The following is a 17397-nucleotide window of genomic DNA, read 5'->3' as shown; positions in this document are numbered from 1 at the left end:
TTGAATTGGTGACCGTGATTACCAGTAGTTTTCACTGCTGAATTGGCCGGGCTTTCGGCGTAAGTGCTTCTCGAAACCTAAGTTGGTTAGTGCTTCACTTGTGTCGCGAACCATTTGCGGATTGCCACAAAGGTAGAAAAAACTGCGGGTTTGATTGAAAGTGACAGACGTGGTTTGCTCAAGGTCGCCTCCAAGTAACAAGCTTGGGATTCGTCCGCGCAAAGTTCCGGTGACTGATTCTCTAGAAATAATTGGCACATATTGTAGTTTCCCCTGAAAGTGTTCAACGAGTTGATTGATTCGATCTTGATACGTGAGGTCTTGCTCTGTTCTTACGGCATGAACCAGTACAAGGTTTTTGAACGAGGTGACTTTTTCAGATTCAGAGCCGTTATGCTGCTGTATCTGCATGCTTTCGAGCATTGAGATAAAAGGCCCAACGGCGGTTCCGGTTGAAAGCATCCATAGATCGTCGGCGATCTCTGGGATCTCCTCTAATGTCATGAACCCACTTGGGTCTTTGCCGACAAATATGTCATCGCCTACCTTCAACTCATGAAGTTGAGGTGAAAGCTGCCCGTTCTGATCCTTAATAATCAAAAATTCCAGATGTTGATGACCTTGTTCGTGCTCTGGCGCATTCACCATGGAATAAGCACGTCTGACAAACTCGCCTTCACTGTTACGTAGCCCCAGCTTAGTGAACTGCCCCGCTTGGTAGGGCGAGACTGGCGCACTGACTTGCAGCGAGAACAGTTGCTCTGTCCATTCGGTCTTGTGTACGACTTTTCCGGTTACTAAGCCATGAGGAATATCTGTCATATCATCACCTTTATTTAGAGAAGTTATCTCATTAAGGATACTCAACTATTTACACTTTGGAGTTGCATGTACCATGCCATTAGTGAGAATGCTTATCAATACTGGTTATTCGGTAAAAATTAACTTGAATGATGTCAAATAGACTTTGCACTGCTGTGTCTAAATGACATCTTTGTTGTTTTTTGATGTGATTCCTTGTGATTAAGAACGATGAGTTGCCCTATGGGCACAGACCAAAATTAGTTCCGTGGTTTGACCCTTAATGTATTCACCAATAACTAAAGAGAATATTTTATAGATGAGTATAATGGCGGCTTTCGATCTCAATATAGCCGTGTTTTATGCTTGATAATCTTCGTATGGCCTTGAACGTATTGTTCGTGACTATCAATACCGCAATGACTGCGTTTACCGTGAGCTTTTTTGGCCTCATCAAACTGATTCTTCCAATCTCTATTATTCAAAAGTCATGTACTCGTTTAGCGAATTTCACATTTTGGTGTTGGGCTTCGCTCAATCTTTGGATGTTGAACGTGAATAATGATATCGAGTGGCAAGTTGAGGGTGGGGAAGACATCTCGACTAAGCAATGGTACTTGATGATGTCGAATCACCTGAGCTGGGCGGATATCGTGATCTTGTCTTCGATCTTGAAAGATAAGATGCCAATGACCAAGTTCTTCCTTAAGCATGAATTGCTGTACGTCCCTTTTGTTGGTTTGGCATGTTGGGGCTTGGATATGCCTTTCATGAGACGTCACTCACGTGAGTTTTTGATTCGTAACCCTGAGCGTCGCAATGATGACTTTGATGCAATTAATAAGGCATGTACTAAGTTCAAATGGGCACCGACAACCTTGGTAAATTTTGTGGAAGGAACTCGTGCAAACCACGAGAAACTGGCGACAGCGAAAACACCTTATCGACATCTACTTAAACCGAAAACAGGTGGTGTGGCGTTTGCTCTGTCTGCTATGGGCCCAATCTTGGATGGTATTGTGGATGTCACTCTGGCTTATCCAGAAAATCAGGCTTCTCCATTTGAAGACATGCTGAAGGGTAAAATGACCAAGGTGGTGGTGCGTATTAAACTGCACCCAATGGATGAGAACGTGAACGGTAATTATTTTGAAGATAAAGCGTTTAAACGTCGTTTCCACAGTTGGTTGAATAGTACGTGGAAAGAGAAAGACGACTATCTCGATACGGTTTATGCTCTTGATACGCCCTCTGAGGTTGAAATGATTGATGAACCTGATGTCGCTTATAAGAAACAAGAACAGTAAGATCATACCAAATCGATAGCATCAAAAAAGCCGATAGTTCATTGAACTGTCGGCTTTTTTATTGATTGGACTTTGTCTACTCAAACAGTGCAGTCAGTGCTCACTATGTTCTAAAGCGCTAAAACAAGGATGGTCAAAGAGTGAGGAAGTTAAATCGCTTGGTAAGCCTCAATGATGTGCTTAACCTGACTGGTTTTGCCTTGCTTCTCTTGTCCTTGATGGATGCGCAAGTAGTGCTGCAATGTTTTGGCTTTGTATTGCAGTGATACTTGCTTCTGTTGTTCACAGTGCGGAGTCCAGATCTTGTCGCCGACGCTTGATATCTCAGTTACCGTTCGGTTATTGCCATTTTCATCTAGATTTTTGTCGCTTTCACCTTGGTTATTGCTGACCAATAAAATCTCGTAGTAACGACGGTTCTCTTCAATTAACACTTCATCAATTAGGCCGAAATTGAGCGCCTTTAAATGATTTCTTAGCTCGAACTGCTGATGAACCGGGCAAAGCAAAAAATCGATCGCTTTGTCTGGATGCTTACAATGAATATCGTCGACGAGCTTTTGTGTTAGATCGCCTCCCACACCCGCAATAATGACTAGATGTCTGCCAGTGTGCTTTTCCAATGGAATCGCTGCGACATCCAAGCAGTAGACTTGCCATTGGCTAGTAACCTTTTGCTTTGCGGTTTCACCTTGGGGAAAGTAACGAGTTAGTTTGCCTTCTAGTTCATTCATCAGAGAAGGGACGATATCGACAAAATGAATCTGCGGTGCTTTGTGGTCAGATAATAGTTGAACACCCAAGAAGCCGTGATCACAACAACAGTCCCAAATATGTTGGTAGTCATTACTGACAAGGGAGTGGATAGTTTGCAGTCGGTTACTTAGCTTCATAAGGCTCGTATCGTTAAAAAAGGGTATTGTTGTATCGAACGCGCATTGTAATGACTTTCCATAAAAACAAAAGCACCTAGGGGATTAATCCTAGGTGCTTTTTTGTTATCGGTATCGTACCAATCGGTGTGATACGAGCGTGTTAGCTAATGTCTACGACGCTTTGGCTACGCCTCTAATGTGACCTTCTACTCGATTCTTTCCAAGTTGTAGTGCGATAAGCTTTGCTTGTTCCGCAAGGGCTAAAGCAGAGTCTGTTTCGCCGTCTATTTGCGAAAACCCGACGCTGATACTGAGTGACAATGTGATATCCGGAGTGACTATGGTTTTCTCGGCGATGCTGACTCGACATTGTTCCAATTGGTGCTTGGCATCCTTCGCATCATTCGCTTTGAATAAAACGGCGAACTCCTTATCCCCAACTCGAGCAAGGCAAAGCCCTTTTGGCTTAGGGAAGTAAGAACGCATCGCTTCTGCGGCGAGCTTTATCATCTTGTCGCCAATCGCTTCACCGTAAGCTCGATTTACGTGGTCAAAGTTATCGATATCGAGCAGAGCTACATAGGTATCGGGTTCGCATGCGTAGTTGTCGATCGCGATGTTAAAACTACTTTTGTTGTCTAACTGAGTCATGAGATCTTTACTGCTCAATTGATGGTGGAGCAGTAAGTTAGACAACGAGACTTCCGTGTAATCTTTGATCATACGTAAAATACTTTGACTGATCGGCAAGGGCGCATTGACGTAAATCACCGCGATTAGCTGGTTACGAGAGTGCAAAGGGATACAGTAGTGGCGTTGGAGTATTTTGAGTTTACGTGCCAATGGATCTGCGTATTTGCTGCTTCGATAAGCCATGGTCTCGGGAGCAAATCGCTCAGCAAGGGCTTTGTCAGAATGTACCGTTGATTTGTTTCCATGATAATCGATGGTACTGAATGAGTGGCTCTCTGCTTGATAAAGGCAGAATTGAATGCCTTTTTGATAGGTAAAGCTATTGAATATGGCTTTTAACTCTCGTTTAAAGCTGGCGAGATCATCAACTTTATTCAGTTGAGATAACGACATGTTCAAGCGGTGAGCTAGGTAGTGTGCGCCAATCCATAATAGAAGCAGTGACCCGAGTACCACGCCAGTTAGCGTAAATTGGTGTGAGCTGGTGAGTATGTCGTGGCGATCAGTGCCCGAGACGAATACCCAGTTTAAGCTGTTGTCAGCATCAAATACCGTTATTTTGAAATTATCTTGATAGTAGTATTCGTGTTGGCCGACGGTCTCACCTTGAGAGAGTTGGTGGCTGATGCCGGCATGATAGCTGATGGATTTGGAGCCAATGCGTTTCGGATCAGGATGGAAAACCAGTCGTTCGGTTGCTCTATCAACCACAAATACATAGCCACGGTCTAATGTCTTTAAGTCTCTCAGGCCTTGTGTGGTATGCAAAAGGTCAAACTCAATCCATATTTCTTTGTTCAACTTTTCCGTCGTGTGTTTGATCGCGAAAACCCAACGACCATCGGGTTTTTGATAGATAGAAGAGATGTAAAAACCTTCTACAACACTATCTATTGGATTCCACTGGATGGCATTGATCTGCTCATTAGAAAGAGGCAGGCCACGAGTTGAAATATATTGTTGGGATTGAGGCTGGTATTGAACAATATCGGAGAAGTTAGGTGTTCTCTTAAGAATATTGTCACTGATGTCCCTGAATTTTTGTTCACCGACGGGGCCTGATGTAGATAAGCTTAAACTGGTTTCCAAAAAATAGAGTTTGCCGAATGTGGCTTCGATGTTGGAATTGATGATGGAACTTGCGATACGAATATTTGATAGTGATTGTTCTTTTGCTGTCGTTTCTACTTTTTCAAGTTGAGCTGCAGCAAGATAGAGCATCCCTCCAGTTAATAAAATAATGTATGGTTTAAAAAGCCGAATTAATGTTTTAGGTAAAGCCATGATATCCAAAGACGTTATAGATTCATTTTTATAGTACGGCCATACTAAACAGTTTTCGTAATCACATCAATGCAAAATGTTCCATATAAAAAGTTGAGTTTGTGACGTTCAGCTAATAAAAAAGCCAGTCATAAACATAACTGGCTTCTATGGCTTCGCGTGTTCTATTAAGCTGATTTGGCTTTTAACCTAAACCTAAACCTAAACCTAAACCGAATCAGTCTTGTTTGGCGAATAGTGCAAAATTGCCATTGAAACGGGAGATAACAGCATTTCACCTTCGGCATGACCCGGTTTCACGTTTCGCAAGTTGGTATCACAGATGGTTACCCAGTCTTGCTGACGGTCACTCGGTAAAGAAAATCGAGCAGGAGCGTTGGTTTGGTTGATCAGATAAATCAACTCGTCGCCATCTTTGCCGATGCCTAAATGCAAGGCTACGGAGCTTAAACGGTTCCAATCATCATGTTCCATGATTGTGCCATCAACACGGCTCCAGAATATACGGTTAGAGTTACGTTTATCGCCACTGAACGCTTTGATAAACGGCACCATGTATTGCTGACGTGCGGAGATCATCTCAGACAACCAAGCCTTGAAGTAAGCCTTACGCTCGGAATTTTCCCAGTTGAGCCAGCTAGTGACGCTGTCTTGGCAGTACGCGTTGTTGTTGCCATTTTGAGAATGAGATAACACATCGGCCGTCAAAATATGTGGAATACCGAATGCAAATAACAGGCTAGCCATGAAGTTACGCTTTTGCTTTTCGCGTGTTGCGATAACCAAAAGGTTTTCTGTGTTGCCTTCAACACCATAGTTTTCAGAGCGATTATCACCGTGTCCATCGCGGTTGCTCTCACCATTTTCTTCATTGTGCTTATGTTTATAAGAAACAAGATCTTGCATGGTGAAGCCGTCATGATAAGTGATGTAGTTGACGGTTAATTTGTACGGCCAGTGTGCGGCACTGTAGATGTCACGAGAGCCCATTAAGCGAGTCGCAAACTCTTTCAAGTAGCCTTGATCACCACGCCAGAAGCTACGAGTGATATCTCGCAGTTTGTCGTTACATTCATTCCACCCCAACGGAAAATTGCCAACTTGGTAGCCATTTGGCCCGATGTCCCATGGTTCTGCAATTAACTTGGTTTCTTTCAATACCGGATCTTGGGCGACGGCTTTGAAGAAAGCAGCCTCAGGATTGTAGTTATCGCCTTCGCGCCCCAGTGTTGCTGCCAAATCAAAACGGAAGCCGTCGACTTGGAACTCACTAACCCAGTAGCGCAGTGTATCCATTACTAAGTTAAGTGCTGGTTGGTGGGTGAGGTCGACCGTATTACCACAACCGGTGAAGTTCGCGTAATGACAGCCATGCTTAATGTAGTAGCGACTATCGAGTGCTTTTAGGTTGAAGGTTGTGCCGCCTTCACCGCCTTCTGCTGTGTGGTTGTAGACGACATCGAGAATGACTTCGATACCGTTGCGGTGCAGTTCTCGAATCGCGGTTTTGAGTTCACTTACGGCGTCTTTCTCTGCGTAGCGTGGGTCTGGCACCATAAACAAATATGGATTGTAACCCCAGTAATTCACTTTCCCCATATCCAATAGGTGGGGCTCATGCATACATGCAGCAATAGGTAAAAGTTGTAGAGAATTGATGTTTTGCTGTTTATAGAATGCAAGCATTTCGGGACTAACTAACCCCAAATAACGGCCTTTTGTATTGGTCGCGACTTCTGGGTGAAGTTGAGATAGGCCTTTAACATGGGTTTCGAAAAGAACGGTCTCTTCGCGGCTAATACGCGGCTTTTCGACATCTTGCCAATCGAACGTGTCATCAACTACGAGACACTTCGCCATCGAAAAGCTTTTTTCATTGGTATATGGCGTTGCGTAATCGAGCGGTTCGCTTATTGCTTTAGCGTAAGGGTCGGAAAGTAAGATCGGGCCATTATCAGTTTCAGCAATGAAACCGTATTTTTGTCCCGCTTTAATACCATCAACAAATACATATCTGATATCAGCGTATTCATTTTCCAATTTATAAGTGGTGAACTCATCGTTCTCGTCAAAAAGAGCGAGAGAAAGGGATTTACAGTCAGGGGAATAAATTGAGAAGTTACAGCCAGTGTTACCTAGCGTTGCGCCTAGTGGATAAGGGCGAGCGAGCGTTCTAGTCATTGCTTGATTTCTTGTTCGTTTATCAACATCAGTGAACTATTAGTAAAAGGCTTTGTCCCATTAAGGTCAAGCAACTTCATAGAATAAATTTTGTTGAAAAATAATTCATCGATGAAGTTCAAATTATATATTTGAAGTAGATCTCACTTATGCTGAATAATTAGATCTGTGTGCTGTCTACTCCTCCTAGATTAAGTGATCCAACCCTTTAAAATACCATTCTGTATAAACTCTACTCCCTTCTCATCCCCCTTAATTTAGTTCGGGGTGGAGGAAGTCAAACTTGTCATCCTCTCTTAATATTGGCTCCGTTGAAACGAATCAGGGGAAACCCTAAACCTCTCTATCTTACGCCCACCATTACTGCCTTTGGTTGTCGCAAGAGAGCAAAAATATAAAACCTAAAATAAATCGTCCTTAATGGAGTTAAGAATGAAAAAAGTAAGTTTGATTGCTGCTGCAGTGGCTTCTGCACTTGTCGCTGGTTCAGCGTTCGCAGAAAATGACGTTGCACTTGATGTAACAAGTGGTGACTCTGCAATGGAAGTAGAGGTGAAAAACCCTACTGACGTTATCACTGACGGCTGGGAAGTTCACGGTTACATGTCTTCTAACGTTCGTGTTGTCGACGGTAAAACAGTAGACACTGAATTCGGTAAGCCAGATTACAAAACAGCGGGTACTCACGGTAAGAGTACTAACCAAGTTGAATTTGTAATTAAGAAGCACTCTGAGTATCAAAATGGTGTGTGGGCGGACTACGTTCTTCGTACTGAATATGGTAACGGTAACTCATACGCTTATTCTTCTGAAGGCGGACAAAAGAAGAATGATGATTCTCAGTTCGAAGTAAAAGAAGCTTTCGTTGAGCTCGGCGGTATTTTAGGTGAAGACACTTCTATTTGGGGTGGTCAACGTTACCTAAACCGTGCAGCAGGTCTTTTATCTGGTGAGTTCTGGAAACAATCATCTGGTATTGGTGCAGGTATTCAAACTAAGCTTGCAGGACATACTGCTGGTATCGCTTATGTAATGGCTGATCCTGATGCAGGTTCTGCAGATTCTTATGCGATTGACTGTAAGCAAAAAGATGGCACTACATCGACAGATCCTAATAAATGTAAAGTTAATAAAAACGGTGCAAAAGAAAGAGAAACTCTCTCTTCTATCGATTTGTACTACTACGGCGTGGATGCGGGTATCGGCAGCCTAGACTTTGACTTTAAATATGGTCAGAAACACATTAATAATGGTGAGGATCAAGATGGTTTCGGAGCTGCTGTAACACTAAACACAAGCTACTATGGTCTAGACGGTTGGACTCAAAATGCCATTGCTTATGGTTCTGGTGTAATGCAAAACCGTGGTGTTAACTTCGGTGGTTGGTCTGGCGGCGATGATAAAGCTGAGTCTCTATTCTTGACTTCTTACGGTGTACTAAACATTTCAGAAAGATGGCAGCTAGGTACGGAAGCTGTGTACTTTACAGCTCTTGACCAATTGTTTGGTGCTGACGGTTTGACTCGTTACATGGTTGCTGCTCGTCCTTCTTACAAGCTGAACGACAACGTTCGTTTAGAAGCAACGGCTTCTTACGGTCACGAAGAGGGTGATGAAGGTTACTTTGGTGGTCGTACTGGCGATGCTGTAGAGAGCGATATTCTTAACCTAGAAATTGCAACTGCATTTACAGCGAACTCTGACTACTTCGGTCGTCCACAAGTTAAGCCTTACATTAGCTACATTAAAGCTGATGATGAAGCAAGTGCTAAACAAATTGGTATCGATAACGGTAAAGACGAATTTGTATTCGGTGTACACACTGAAATTTGGTTCTAAACCGTTTAAAGTATAAGGCAGCCATTGGCTGCCTTTTTCCGTTTCCCCCAACAACAACCAATAGTGAGAGAGATTACAATGACAAATAAAAGCTCTATGTTAGCCGTGGTACTAGGTGCCTTGCTAAGCGGTTGTGCTTCCGATGCTCAGGTTCAAACTAAACTCGATGCACCCACTAATGCAGAAGTATGCTGCAGCGATTTTTCGCAGTACCCATACGCACAATTGAATGATAATGAAGATTTAAAGTTTGATATCGACTTGGGGTCACCTGTCGGTACATTTACAACAGGTAATAGCCACTTTGCAGCGTTCAAGTTCAGCGAGCGCTCAGGGGAGATGGTCGTTAAGCTATCGAGCTTGATGATCGATGATTCAGTTTTTGCTCCAGAAGCCATGCTTCTAGATGAAAACTTTAAGCCAGTGCAAACATTGAAGTTTGAAGACTTTAAGGTTCAGGCATCCGATGCTTTTACTCGCACGAGTTACATTGAACGCTTGCGTATTGATGCGAGCAAGACACCTTATATTATTATCTACACGCCTGCTGATGAGCTTGGCAATAAGGTGAAAGTTGATCACCCAGCAAAGGTGCGAGCAAAAGAATTTGGTGAGGTGATGCCTATGGTCACCGATCCGGTATACACCAATCAATTAGGTGGTCGTTTAGAGTTAGAAATTAAAACTTTAAAACTTCGCCCTTACCGTGCTAAACCTGCCGTAGCGCCAGTCGTTGCTGCCCCTGCCGCTATGGCAGCGACTGCAACAGCTGTTGTACCGAAGAAAGCAGACACGCAGATACGTGTGCAGCAAGAGACAAAAGACTTCTATTTGTCTGCTATACAAAATGCGGTGAAGTCAGGTGATATACCGAAAGCTTTAGGTTTGTTAGATGAAGCGAAGGCGCTTAATGTTGAAGGTGCACAAGAAGCTTTTGTGCGAGCCGTCAACGCAAAATAGCTTGTTAGCTTGTTAGCTTGTTAGCTTGTTAGCTTGTTAGCTTGTTAGCTTAAGAGCTTAAGAGCTTAAGAGCTTAAGAGCTTAAGAACTTAATAGCTTAGTAGGCTTAATGGCTTAGCAGCCCAGTATCTTAGTCGCTTAGATAGAGATAGAAATAAAGATAGAACGCTCCTTTAAAGGGGCGTTTTTTATATCTGAATTTATAGACACTTCAAGTTTAGAGGTCGTTATGCAATCTGAATTGATTATTATCGATGAGTTCTTTATTCCACAGTTGAATCGAACTCGAACGCTCCGCATTTACCTTCCTGCGGGGTATCACCAAACAGAGCACGCTTATCCTGTCTTATACATGCATGATGGGCAGAATGTCTTTGAGAAGTCTACAGCGACGTATGGGATGTGTTGGGATGCACAAACGACACTCGATGAGATGCAAAGGCTCGGTAAGTTATCCGGGTTAATTGTTGTCGCTATCGACAGCAGTCATGAGCGTGATGGCATGGAGCGTTACAATGAGTATTCGCCTTGGCGCGCTAACCAAGAGATAAAAGAGTTGGGTGTTGGTGATGAGCTACTTAAATTTGGTGGTGAAGGGGACGAGTATATAGCGTTTATCTGTCAAACATTGAAGCCTTATATAGACCAAACATACAGAACAAAGCCGAACCGAGAGTTTACGTACCTTGCTGGCAGTTCAATGGGCGGGCTAATTAGCTTATATGGTGGCTCACTGTACCAGAATACTTTTGGCGTGCTTGGGGTCTTCTGTCCGGCGTTTTGGTTCAATAAATCCTCATACTTCGAGTATATGAAAGAGTTTAACTTTCTGTCTCCAACGAAAATATATATGGATATGGGAACGAATGAAGCTCGTGAAGAGGCAAACGTAGATTTTGCTGACGTTTATCTGAGTGGTTCAAGGGCAATGAACACGTTACTCACTCAAAAGCCGAACGTGACGCTGTTTTATCAAGAAGGGCAAGGTCATCAACACAATGAACTGGCTTGGTCGTTGCGATTCCCGGATTTTATCGACTTTATTTTTAGACAATAAAAGAAGGCCTAACTCCGTTTTGTCTTCGTAACCGGTGTATTAGGCCTGCTTTTTTATCGCTTTATAGCCGTATCACTTTATACGTCTATAAAGCGATAGGCTTAGTATCAGCAAAGCTAGTCCTTGGCTGCTGACAATTTTTGCTTATTGCGCTTGTTCAACAAGTAGTCCTTGCTCATCAAGCTGTTGTGTTGCCTTGCAAAGTCGGGCTTGGCAAACTGTAAATCGCGTAAGATGGCGTTATTTGGCTTTAGCTGAATCTCAAACTGCGCTTGTTTGTCGTTAACTGTGACCTGTTGTTGGTGACTGTCGATCATGATCTCCAACGATTGTGTTAATGGTGTCGAGATTACGGCAACAGACTCATGGTTTATGTCTAGCGTAAGCACCAACGTGATTTCGGGACTTACCGTATCTTCTAGATTTGACTGAATCTTGTAATGAGAAATCCCATTTTTAGATTCAAATGACAGTCGTAGCTGGTTTCCTTGACCAAAAGGCAACGAAGTCACTAATTCGCTCCAACAACTTGGGAAGTTTGGTGTTAGGTGTATCTGATTGTCCAATAAGCGTGGGCAATATCCCAAATAGTCCTGTTGCGCGTTACGAGCGTATTCTGAAACGGACCAGGCCTGAGCAAACGTCCCTGATTCTACAAGGTCGCGGTCACTTTCTTGGAAAGCATCCAAATTTTCACTCATTGTCCCTCTACAGCCTTGTGTAAGGATTTGTTTTGCCAAGTTTTTGGATAGCTGGTAACTGAGTTCTTGCTGCTTAAACTTGTTGAGCGCCGTAATAGTAAAGCCCGAATTCCACCCCCAGATCGTCCCGTTGTGATAAGCCGCGTCCTTGTGGTACATGGCTTGATTGTCGTGATAAGGATGAAAATCGACATGCTCTTGTTGTAAGGAGCAGATCCCCCATGGGAACAATAGCGTTTCTACCGCGTTCTTGACGATGTATTGCTCTCTTTCATTCTGATTCAGCGGACTTTTCTGAGGAATTGAAATCGTCATCAACTGATTCGGACGCACGCTATAATCAGGCACATCACCTTGCGATAAATGGTCGGCTAGGCGATGGTTTGTATCATCCCAAAACTTGGTGGCGAAACTCTCTTTCACTTTTCCAGCTTGGATTGTCCAGCTCTTTTCTGATTCAGAGTCGCCCACCAGAATAGCGAGTTGAATAGCGCAGTTTAAGCTTTCAAACCACAAAGCTTGGATGTCATTGGCTTTAGGGCCACGAGGAGACCAAGGTGTCATCCCATCAATTTTTGCATCCATCCACGTATCAGGGTGGCGATGTGCCATCAGACTGTCTTTATTCGAATAATCTTCGTTCAAGCCATCTTTATTCAAGCTATCTTCATTCAAGTAGTGTTTTTCGACACCCGTGATGAAACGCTTGAGAGTAGGGTAAATGGCCTTAGCGAACGCCACATCGCCAGAGTAGTTGATGTACTCAAGGGCTTCACGAATCATCCAAGGAGTACCATCGGTGGTGTTATAAATGATGTTCGTTTTACTCGTCACTCGATTCGGGATTCGTCCGTAATTTGTGGAATCTTCGTCGAGCATCTGCATGGACGCAAAGTTTTCAATGATCTCTTTTGCTTCATTGAATAAACCATTTACCAGGCTTGTACCAGACAGCGCGATAAAGGTGTCGCGGCCCCAACAGTCCTTGAACCAAGGTAATCCAGCCCAAATGCCCGTGCCGAACTCATGACTCACAAAGGTTCGGCTTGCAAGGCGCGACCACATGACGGCTTGGTTGTATTCAAGGTCGTTGGTCCACAAATAATTATTGGTTAAGAACTCATAAATCCGCTGTTGGTGAAGAACGTGTTCGTTATTTTTGATCGCTTGATTAACCAATGAGCTAGCGGTTTCAAGAGTTTCAGCAAAGCCGAGGTAGACGACAAGTTCAGTTTGTTTATCTGACGTCGTGAGCATGAGTTTTGTATTGCTCTCTGAGAGCTGAACTAGGTCGCGAAGTTCAGGGTGAGCGTCTAGCGAGATCTCTCGTGCATGTACAGCATGATTGCTTGCGATGGCGACAAACCTTGGGCAGCCGTCTGGGCAAACTTGAGGGCTGAGTTCTATGACGATGTTTGAGTCTGAGGTATGAACTTTAGAGTGAGTGGTCGGTATGTTGAGTTCTGGAATTAAGCTTAAAGCGCTCGGTTTGTTTGACGACACAGTGAGTGATACAAGTCTGGAACCTTGAACCAGGCTCAACGACTCTCGGCTATGATCATAATGATGTTCAATACCATAAGGCGTCAGGCTGGCACGCTCTGCCTCTAACTTGTTATTGAACTTGCCGTCGATATAGCTGGCGAAGGTTCCCAGTATCCAACCTTGGTGGTGACGATATTTACCACCGTTTACATAGCTATAGGTTGCTCCATGATAGTAACCATCGACATTATCCCCAAACACAAACGGGAATGACTGTGTCTCTGAGATGATGAGCTTTTGGAATAGTTGGTCATGTGGCATTGCAAATTCAGGGTGTTGCCAGTGAGGCTGCGACTCCTCAACCTCAATATCAGCCTCAATCAGGTGAGTATCAATAGGCTCTCGTTGAGGTGTTGATAGGTCATTGTATTCCCCTTTGGTTACGGTGACCGTTGGCGTCGAAGAGCCAAATTGCACCTTCAAGGAGTATTGACCAGCGACTGCAGGAGAGAGCAGTAGATCATTGCCAATGCCTTGTGTATTGATAAGCGGCATTGCTTGTTCCAATTCGCAGAGAGTGGCTTCACTTTCATGCCCTGAAAGTGTCCATTGCTTGGTGCCATCTGAATCCGAAATTTTGAAGCGATAAAGGTCGGTAGATAAACATAGGTTTGCTCTGTAGGAGCCGTCTTGCTCTTTGAACAATGGGGTGTCTAACCCCCAACCATTGAACGTACCTTTTAGGTAAAGAGTAGGGATTTGCATAGCGAGTTGATTTCCAAAACAAAAAAGGCACAGCATGCGCTGTGCCAAAGGACAATAGGATATTAATATGAGGAAAGGGTTATTAATATGAAGAAAGGGTTATTAATATGAAGAAAGCTTATTTGGTAATTTGTTTTGCTGCTGTGTCTAGCGCTTCTCTAACGGTTTGCTTACCCTGCATTGCGTTATCGATAGCCGCACCTTCAGCGAACCAGTAAGCCGTCATTTGCGGAATGTTTGGCATGATTTCGCCGTTTTCAGCATTTGTCATGGTTGACTTGATACGATCATCGCTCTCAAGAATTTTTTGGAATGACTTTAGTGCCACCGCGCCAAGAGGCTTGTCATCATTCATAGTTTTCAGAGCGTCGTCTTGGAATAGGTAGTTCTCTAAGAACTCTACAGCAAGATCAGTATTTGGACTCGCAGCATTGATACCCGCACTTAGGATCCCAACAAATGGGTTACCTTTACCGCCATTTAATGTCGGCAGTTCAGCAACGCCATAATTAACACCAAGCTTGTCTAAGTTACCCCAAGACCAAGGGCCATTAATGGTCATTGCCACATTGCCATTGGTGAACTCTGCTTCTGCTACTGAGTAATCCATATTCGGGTTAACTACCCCTTGGTTTACCATATCAACTAAGAATTGAAGGCCGCGAACACCCGCTGCATTGTTAACACCTGTGCTTTTAGCGTCATAGCCTGTTGCTGTTTTTTCAAACGCGAAGGCACCACCGGCAGAGATCATCGGCCATGTGAAGTACGCATTTTTCACATCCCACATGATGGCTTTTTTGTTTTGCTTAGCCATTTCTTTCTGAATGTCAGCAAGCTCTTCCCATGTTTTTGGTGGGTTTGGAAGTAGGTCTTTGTTGTAGATTAGAGAAGGTGCTTCGATTGCTAGAGGGTAGCCCACAACTTTACCGTTGACTGTCACCGCATCCCAACTGAAGTCGACAAGCTTTTCTTTGAATTCTTTACTTGGATTAAGTTCGTGAAGTAGCCCTGATTCTGCGTAGCCACCAAAACGGTCGTGTGCCCAGAAAATGATGTCAGGGCCGCCGCCTGTTGCTGCGTGTTGTTGGAATTTAGCTTCCAGTGAGTCTGGGTACTGAACGTTAATTTTTACACCGGTATCTTCTTCGAATTGTTTACCAATTTCAGCAAGACCGGCATAACTTTTATCGCCATTGATCCAGATTGTGATTTCACCTTCTTCCATAGCAAAAGCCGGTGCATTGCAAAGAGCAGCAAGGGTACAAATAGACAGTGTTTTTAATAGAGGTTTCATAATTTCATTCCATATTCAGAAGGTTATCCATAACGATAATCACTTCTATCAGTTCTTATTATCTGCTGAAAATAATATCGACTAATTTAGCCTTTGAGAAATAGGTAAACGCACCTTTGATATAGTAAAAAGCTATAGCAATGCCGATACAGTGCTGTTTTACAGGCGATCGCCATAGTTTTGTGAAGTGGCGCGTATAGAGAAATGTGAAGGCGGGCTCAAACTATTTTTGGGTGATGAAAGCCATCCAAAACTAAGCGTTAGGTTGCTTAGGTTAAGATGTGAAATGTTGGAGAGAACCGATGGCTTTGGGCAATAAAAAAGGCAAGGAGAACCTTGCCTTTGGTGTGTTGAGTTTAACGTATGATTACAGTTTTACAGCAAATGATTCATACGGTGCCAGTTCAAGCTTGGCTGACAACTCAGTGACCGTTTGATAGTTATTGATCAGACAATCAAGCGTCTGAGTTTGGTATTGTTCAGGCATATCCAGTGTCAGGTTGTCGTTTGAGAAGTTACAAACTACAAACAGTTTTTCACCATCCAACTCACGTACGTAGGCGAAAACCTTGTCGTGTTCTTCAAAAACAGGAATGAATGAACCGTAGACAATCGCTGGGTGAGCTTTTCGTAACTCTATCAATGTCTTGTAGTGATAAAATATGGAACTTGGATCAGCCAACGCACTTTCGACGTTGATCTCTGGGTAGTTTGGATTCAGCTCAATCCAAGGTGTTCCGTCAGAGAAGCCTGCATTTGGTTGGTTGTTCCAATGCATGGGTGTTCTAGCGTTGTCACGGCTGTTCTCGTGAATGGCGTCCATCATGTGTTCATGAGTAACACCTGATTCCGTTTTTACTTTATAGAAATTGTGCGTTTCAATATCTTTATATTGGTCCAGATTGTCAAAAGCGACATTGGTCATGCCAATCTCTTCACCTTGATAAATGTAAGGTGTGCCTTTTAAGAAGTGCAAACACGTCGCCAGCATTTTTGCTGACTCAACTCGGAAGTGTTTGTCATCACCGTATTTTGAAACCAAACGTGGTAAATCGTGGTTGTTCCAAAAAAGGGAATTCCAACCACCATCGGCCAGCTCTAGCTGCCACTTGGTCAGCACATTTTTGAACTCTCGAAGATCAAGCGAAATAGGGTTCCATTTGTCACCGTTTTCCCATGTCAGGGTAATGTGCTCAAATTGGAATACCATAGAAAGTTCATTTTTACCTTGTCCGCTGTATAGCTTGGCTATTTCTGGTGTTGCGCCCCAAGTTTCTCCTACGGTTAACAAATCCTTGTTACCAAAGGTCGCCTGATTCATTTGTTGTAATAGCTTGTGCAGCCTTGGTCCGTTACCAGTGATTCCTTTATCGATCTCCTTACCAATAAGATCAATCACATCTAAGCGGAAGCCGCCGATGCCAAGGTCAATCCACCAGTTCATCATAGTATGAACTTCTTCTTGAACCTTCGGGTTTTCCCAGTTCAAATCTGGCTGACGTTTCGAGAATAGATGGAAGTAATATTGTTGTGTGAGTTCATCCCACTGCCAAGCACTTCCGCCAAAGATAGAACCTTGGTCATCCGGTGCGCTGCCATCCGGTTTTGCATCGCGCCAAATGTAATAGTCTCTATACGGATTGTCTTTTGAAGAGCGTGCTTGCTCGAACCAACGGTGCTCATCTGACGTATGGTTTACCACCAAATCCATAACAATCTTAATGTCACGCTCTTTCGCTTCACCCATCAGTCGTTTCATCTCTTCCATCGTGCCAAACTCTTCAGCAATCGCTTGGTAGTCGGAGATGTCGTAGCCGTTATCGTCCATTGGAGATTGATAAACAGGAGAGAGCCAAATGACATTAATGCCCAGTTCTTTAAGGTAATCGAGTTTGCTGATGATTCCATTTAGGTCACCGATACCGTCATTATTCGAGTCTAAAAAGCTACGCGGGTAAATTTGGTAGACCACTGCGTCATGCCACCATTTCTGTTCCATCTCAATGTCCACTTAATAAGTTAATTGACCTTACTATAGTGATTTCATCTTACACTGGGAAATAGCATTACTAATGCTCTCTATAGAAAAATCCTATATCATGAGCTCTATCCGCTGCGCACTGTGTTCAGTGGTTTAATTTGTTGAATTTCT

The 17397-nt window shown here is 43.5% G+C and carries 11 protein-coding genes; 4 read left to right on the top strand and 7 right to left on the bottom strand.

Features of this window, described 5'->3' with window-relative positions:
- Positions 1-18: 18 nt before the first annotated feature.
- Entirely contained in the window at positions 19-822 is an 804-nt protein-coding gene (locus ACED59_RS01410) for a ferredoxin--NADP reductase (protein WP_032499525.1), read from the bottom strand.
- Positions 823-1163: 341 nt separating this feature from the next.
- Between ACED59_RS01410 and ACED59_RS01405 the strand changes: the two genes are divergently transcribed.
- Positions 1164-2108 carry an acyltransferase gene (locus ACED59_RS01405; protein WP_017096276.1) on the top strand — a complete coding sequence of 315 codons (945 nt, stop codon included), beginning with the start codon at positions 1164-1166 and terminating at the stop codon, positions 2106-2108.
- A 149-nt stretch (positions 2109-2257) separates the two neighbouring features.
- On the opposite strand, the gene ACED59_RS01400 is transcribed toward ACED59_RS01405, so the two are convergent.
- From ACED59_RS01400 to glgX, 3 genes are all read right to left on the bottom strand, one after another.
- On the bottom strand, positions 2258-3001 hold the full coding sequence (locus ACED59_RS01400) for a tRNA (adenine(22)-N(1))-methyltransferase TrmK (RefSeq protein ID WP_017096275.1): 744 nt from the start codon (positions 2999-3001) through the stop codon (positions 2258-2260).
- 153 nt (positions 3002-3154) lie between these two features.
- A complete protein-coding gene (locus tag ACED59_RS01395) occupies positions 3155-4897 on the bottom strand; it encodes a diguanylate cyclase domain-containing protein (RefSeq protein ID WP_371731354.1) in 1743 nt (580 codons plus the stop codon).
- A 270-nt stretch (positions 4898-5167) separates the two neighbouring features.
- Positions 5168-7141 carry a glycogen debranching protein GlgX gene (gene glgX, locus ACED59_RS01390; RefSeq protein ID WP_017096273.1) on the bottom strand — a complete coding sequence of 658 codons (1974 nt, stop codon included), beginning with the start codon at positions 7139-7141 and terminating at the stop codon, positions 5168-5170.
- Positions 7142-7573: 432 nt separating this feature from the next.
- Here glgX and ACED59_RS01385 point away from each other — a divergent pair, with 432 nt between their 5' ends.
- From ACED59_RS01385 to ACED59_RS01375, 3 genes are all read left to right on the top strand, one after another.
- The gene (locus tag ACED59_RS01385; protein ID WP_017096272.1) at positions 7574-8980 is read left to right on the top strand and encodes a carbohydrate porin; all 1407 of its coding nucleotides are present in this window, start codon (positions 7574-7576) and stop codon (positions 8978-8980) included.
- 78 nt (positions 8981-9058) lie between these two features.
- Positions 9059-9940, top strand: a complete 882-nt coding sequence (locus tag ACED59_RS01380) for a MalM family protein (RefSeq protein WP_122046148.1) — start codon at positions 9059-9061, stop codon at positions 9938-9940.
- A gap of 229 nt (positions 9941-10169) precedes the next feature.
- Positions 10170-10997, top strand: a complete 828-nt coding sequence (locus tag ACED59_RS01375) for an alpha/beta hydrolase (RefSeq protein ID WP_371704845.1) — start codon at positions 10170-10172, stop codon at positions 10995-10997.
- Positions 10998-11113: 116 nt separating this feature from the next.
- On the opposite strand, the gene ACED59_RS01370 is transcribed toward ACED59_RS01375, so the two are convergent.
- The 3 genes from ACED59_RS01370 to ACED59_RS01360 all read right to left on the bottom strand — a co-directional run bounded on the left by ACED59_RS01370 (position 11114) and on the right by ACED59_RS01360 (position 17244).
- Positions 11114-13996: an amylo-alpha-1,6-glucosidase gene (locus ACED59_RS01370; RefSeq protein WP_017096269.1), complete on the bottom strand. Its 2883-nt coding sequence runs from the start codon at positions 13994-13996 to the stop codon at positions 11114-11116.
- A 70-nt stretch (positions 13997-14066) separates the two neighbouring features.
- Positions 14067-15245, bottom strand: a complete 1179-nt coding sequence (gene malE / locus ACED59_RS01365) for a maltose/maltodextrin ABC transporter substrate-binding protein MalE (protein ID WP_017096268.1) — start codon at positions 15243-15245, stop codon at positions 14067-14069.
- Positions 15246-15612: 367 nt separating this feature from the next.
- Complete coding sequence (locus ACED59_RS01360; RefSeq protein WP_029223717.1) at positions 15613-17244, bottom strand: alpha-glucosidase; 1632 nt, start codon at positions 17242-17244, stop codon at positions 15613-15615.
- Positions 17245-17397: the final 153 nt, after the last annotated feature.

Origin of the sequence: Vibrio sp. FF266, from assembly GCF_041439695.1 — a bacterium.
GTDB classification, from domain to species: Bacteria; Pseudomonadota; Gammaproteobacteria; order Enterobacterales; family Vibrionaceae; genus Vibrio; species Vibrio tasmaniensis_A.
The sequence above is the reverse complement of the archived record's forward strand: the minus strand, read 5'-3'. Positions and strand labels throughout refer to the sequence as shown.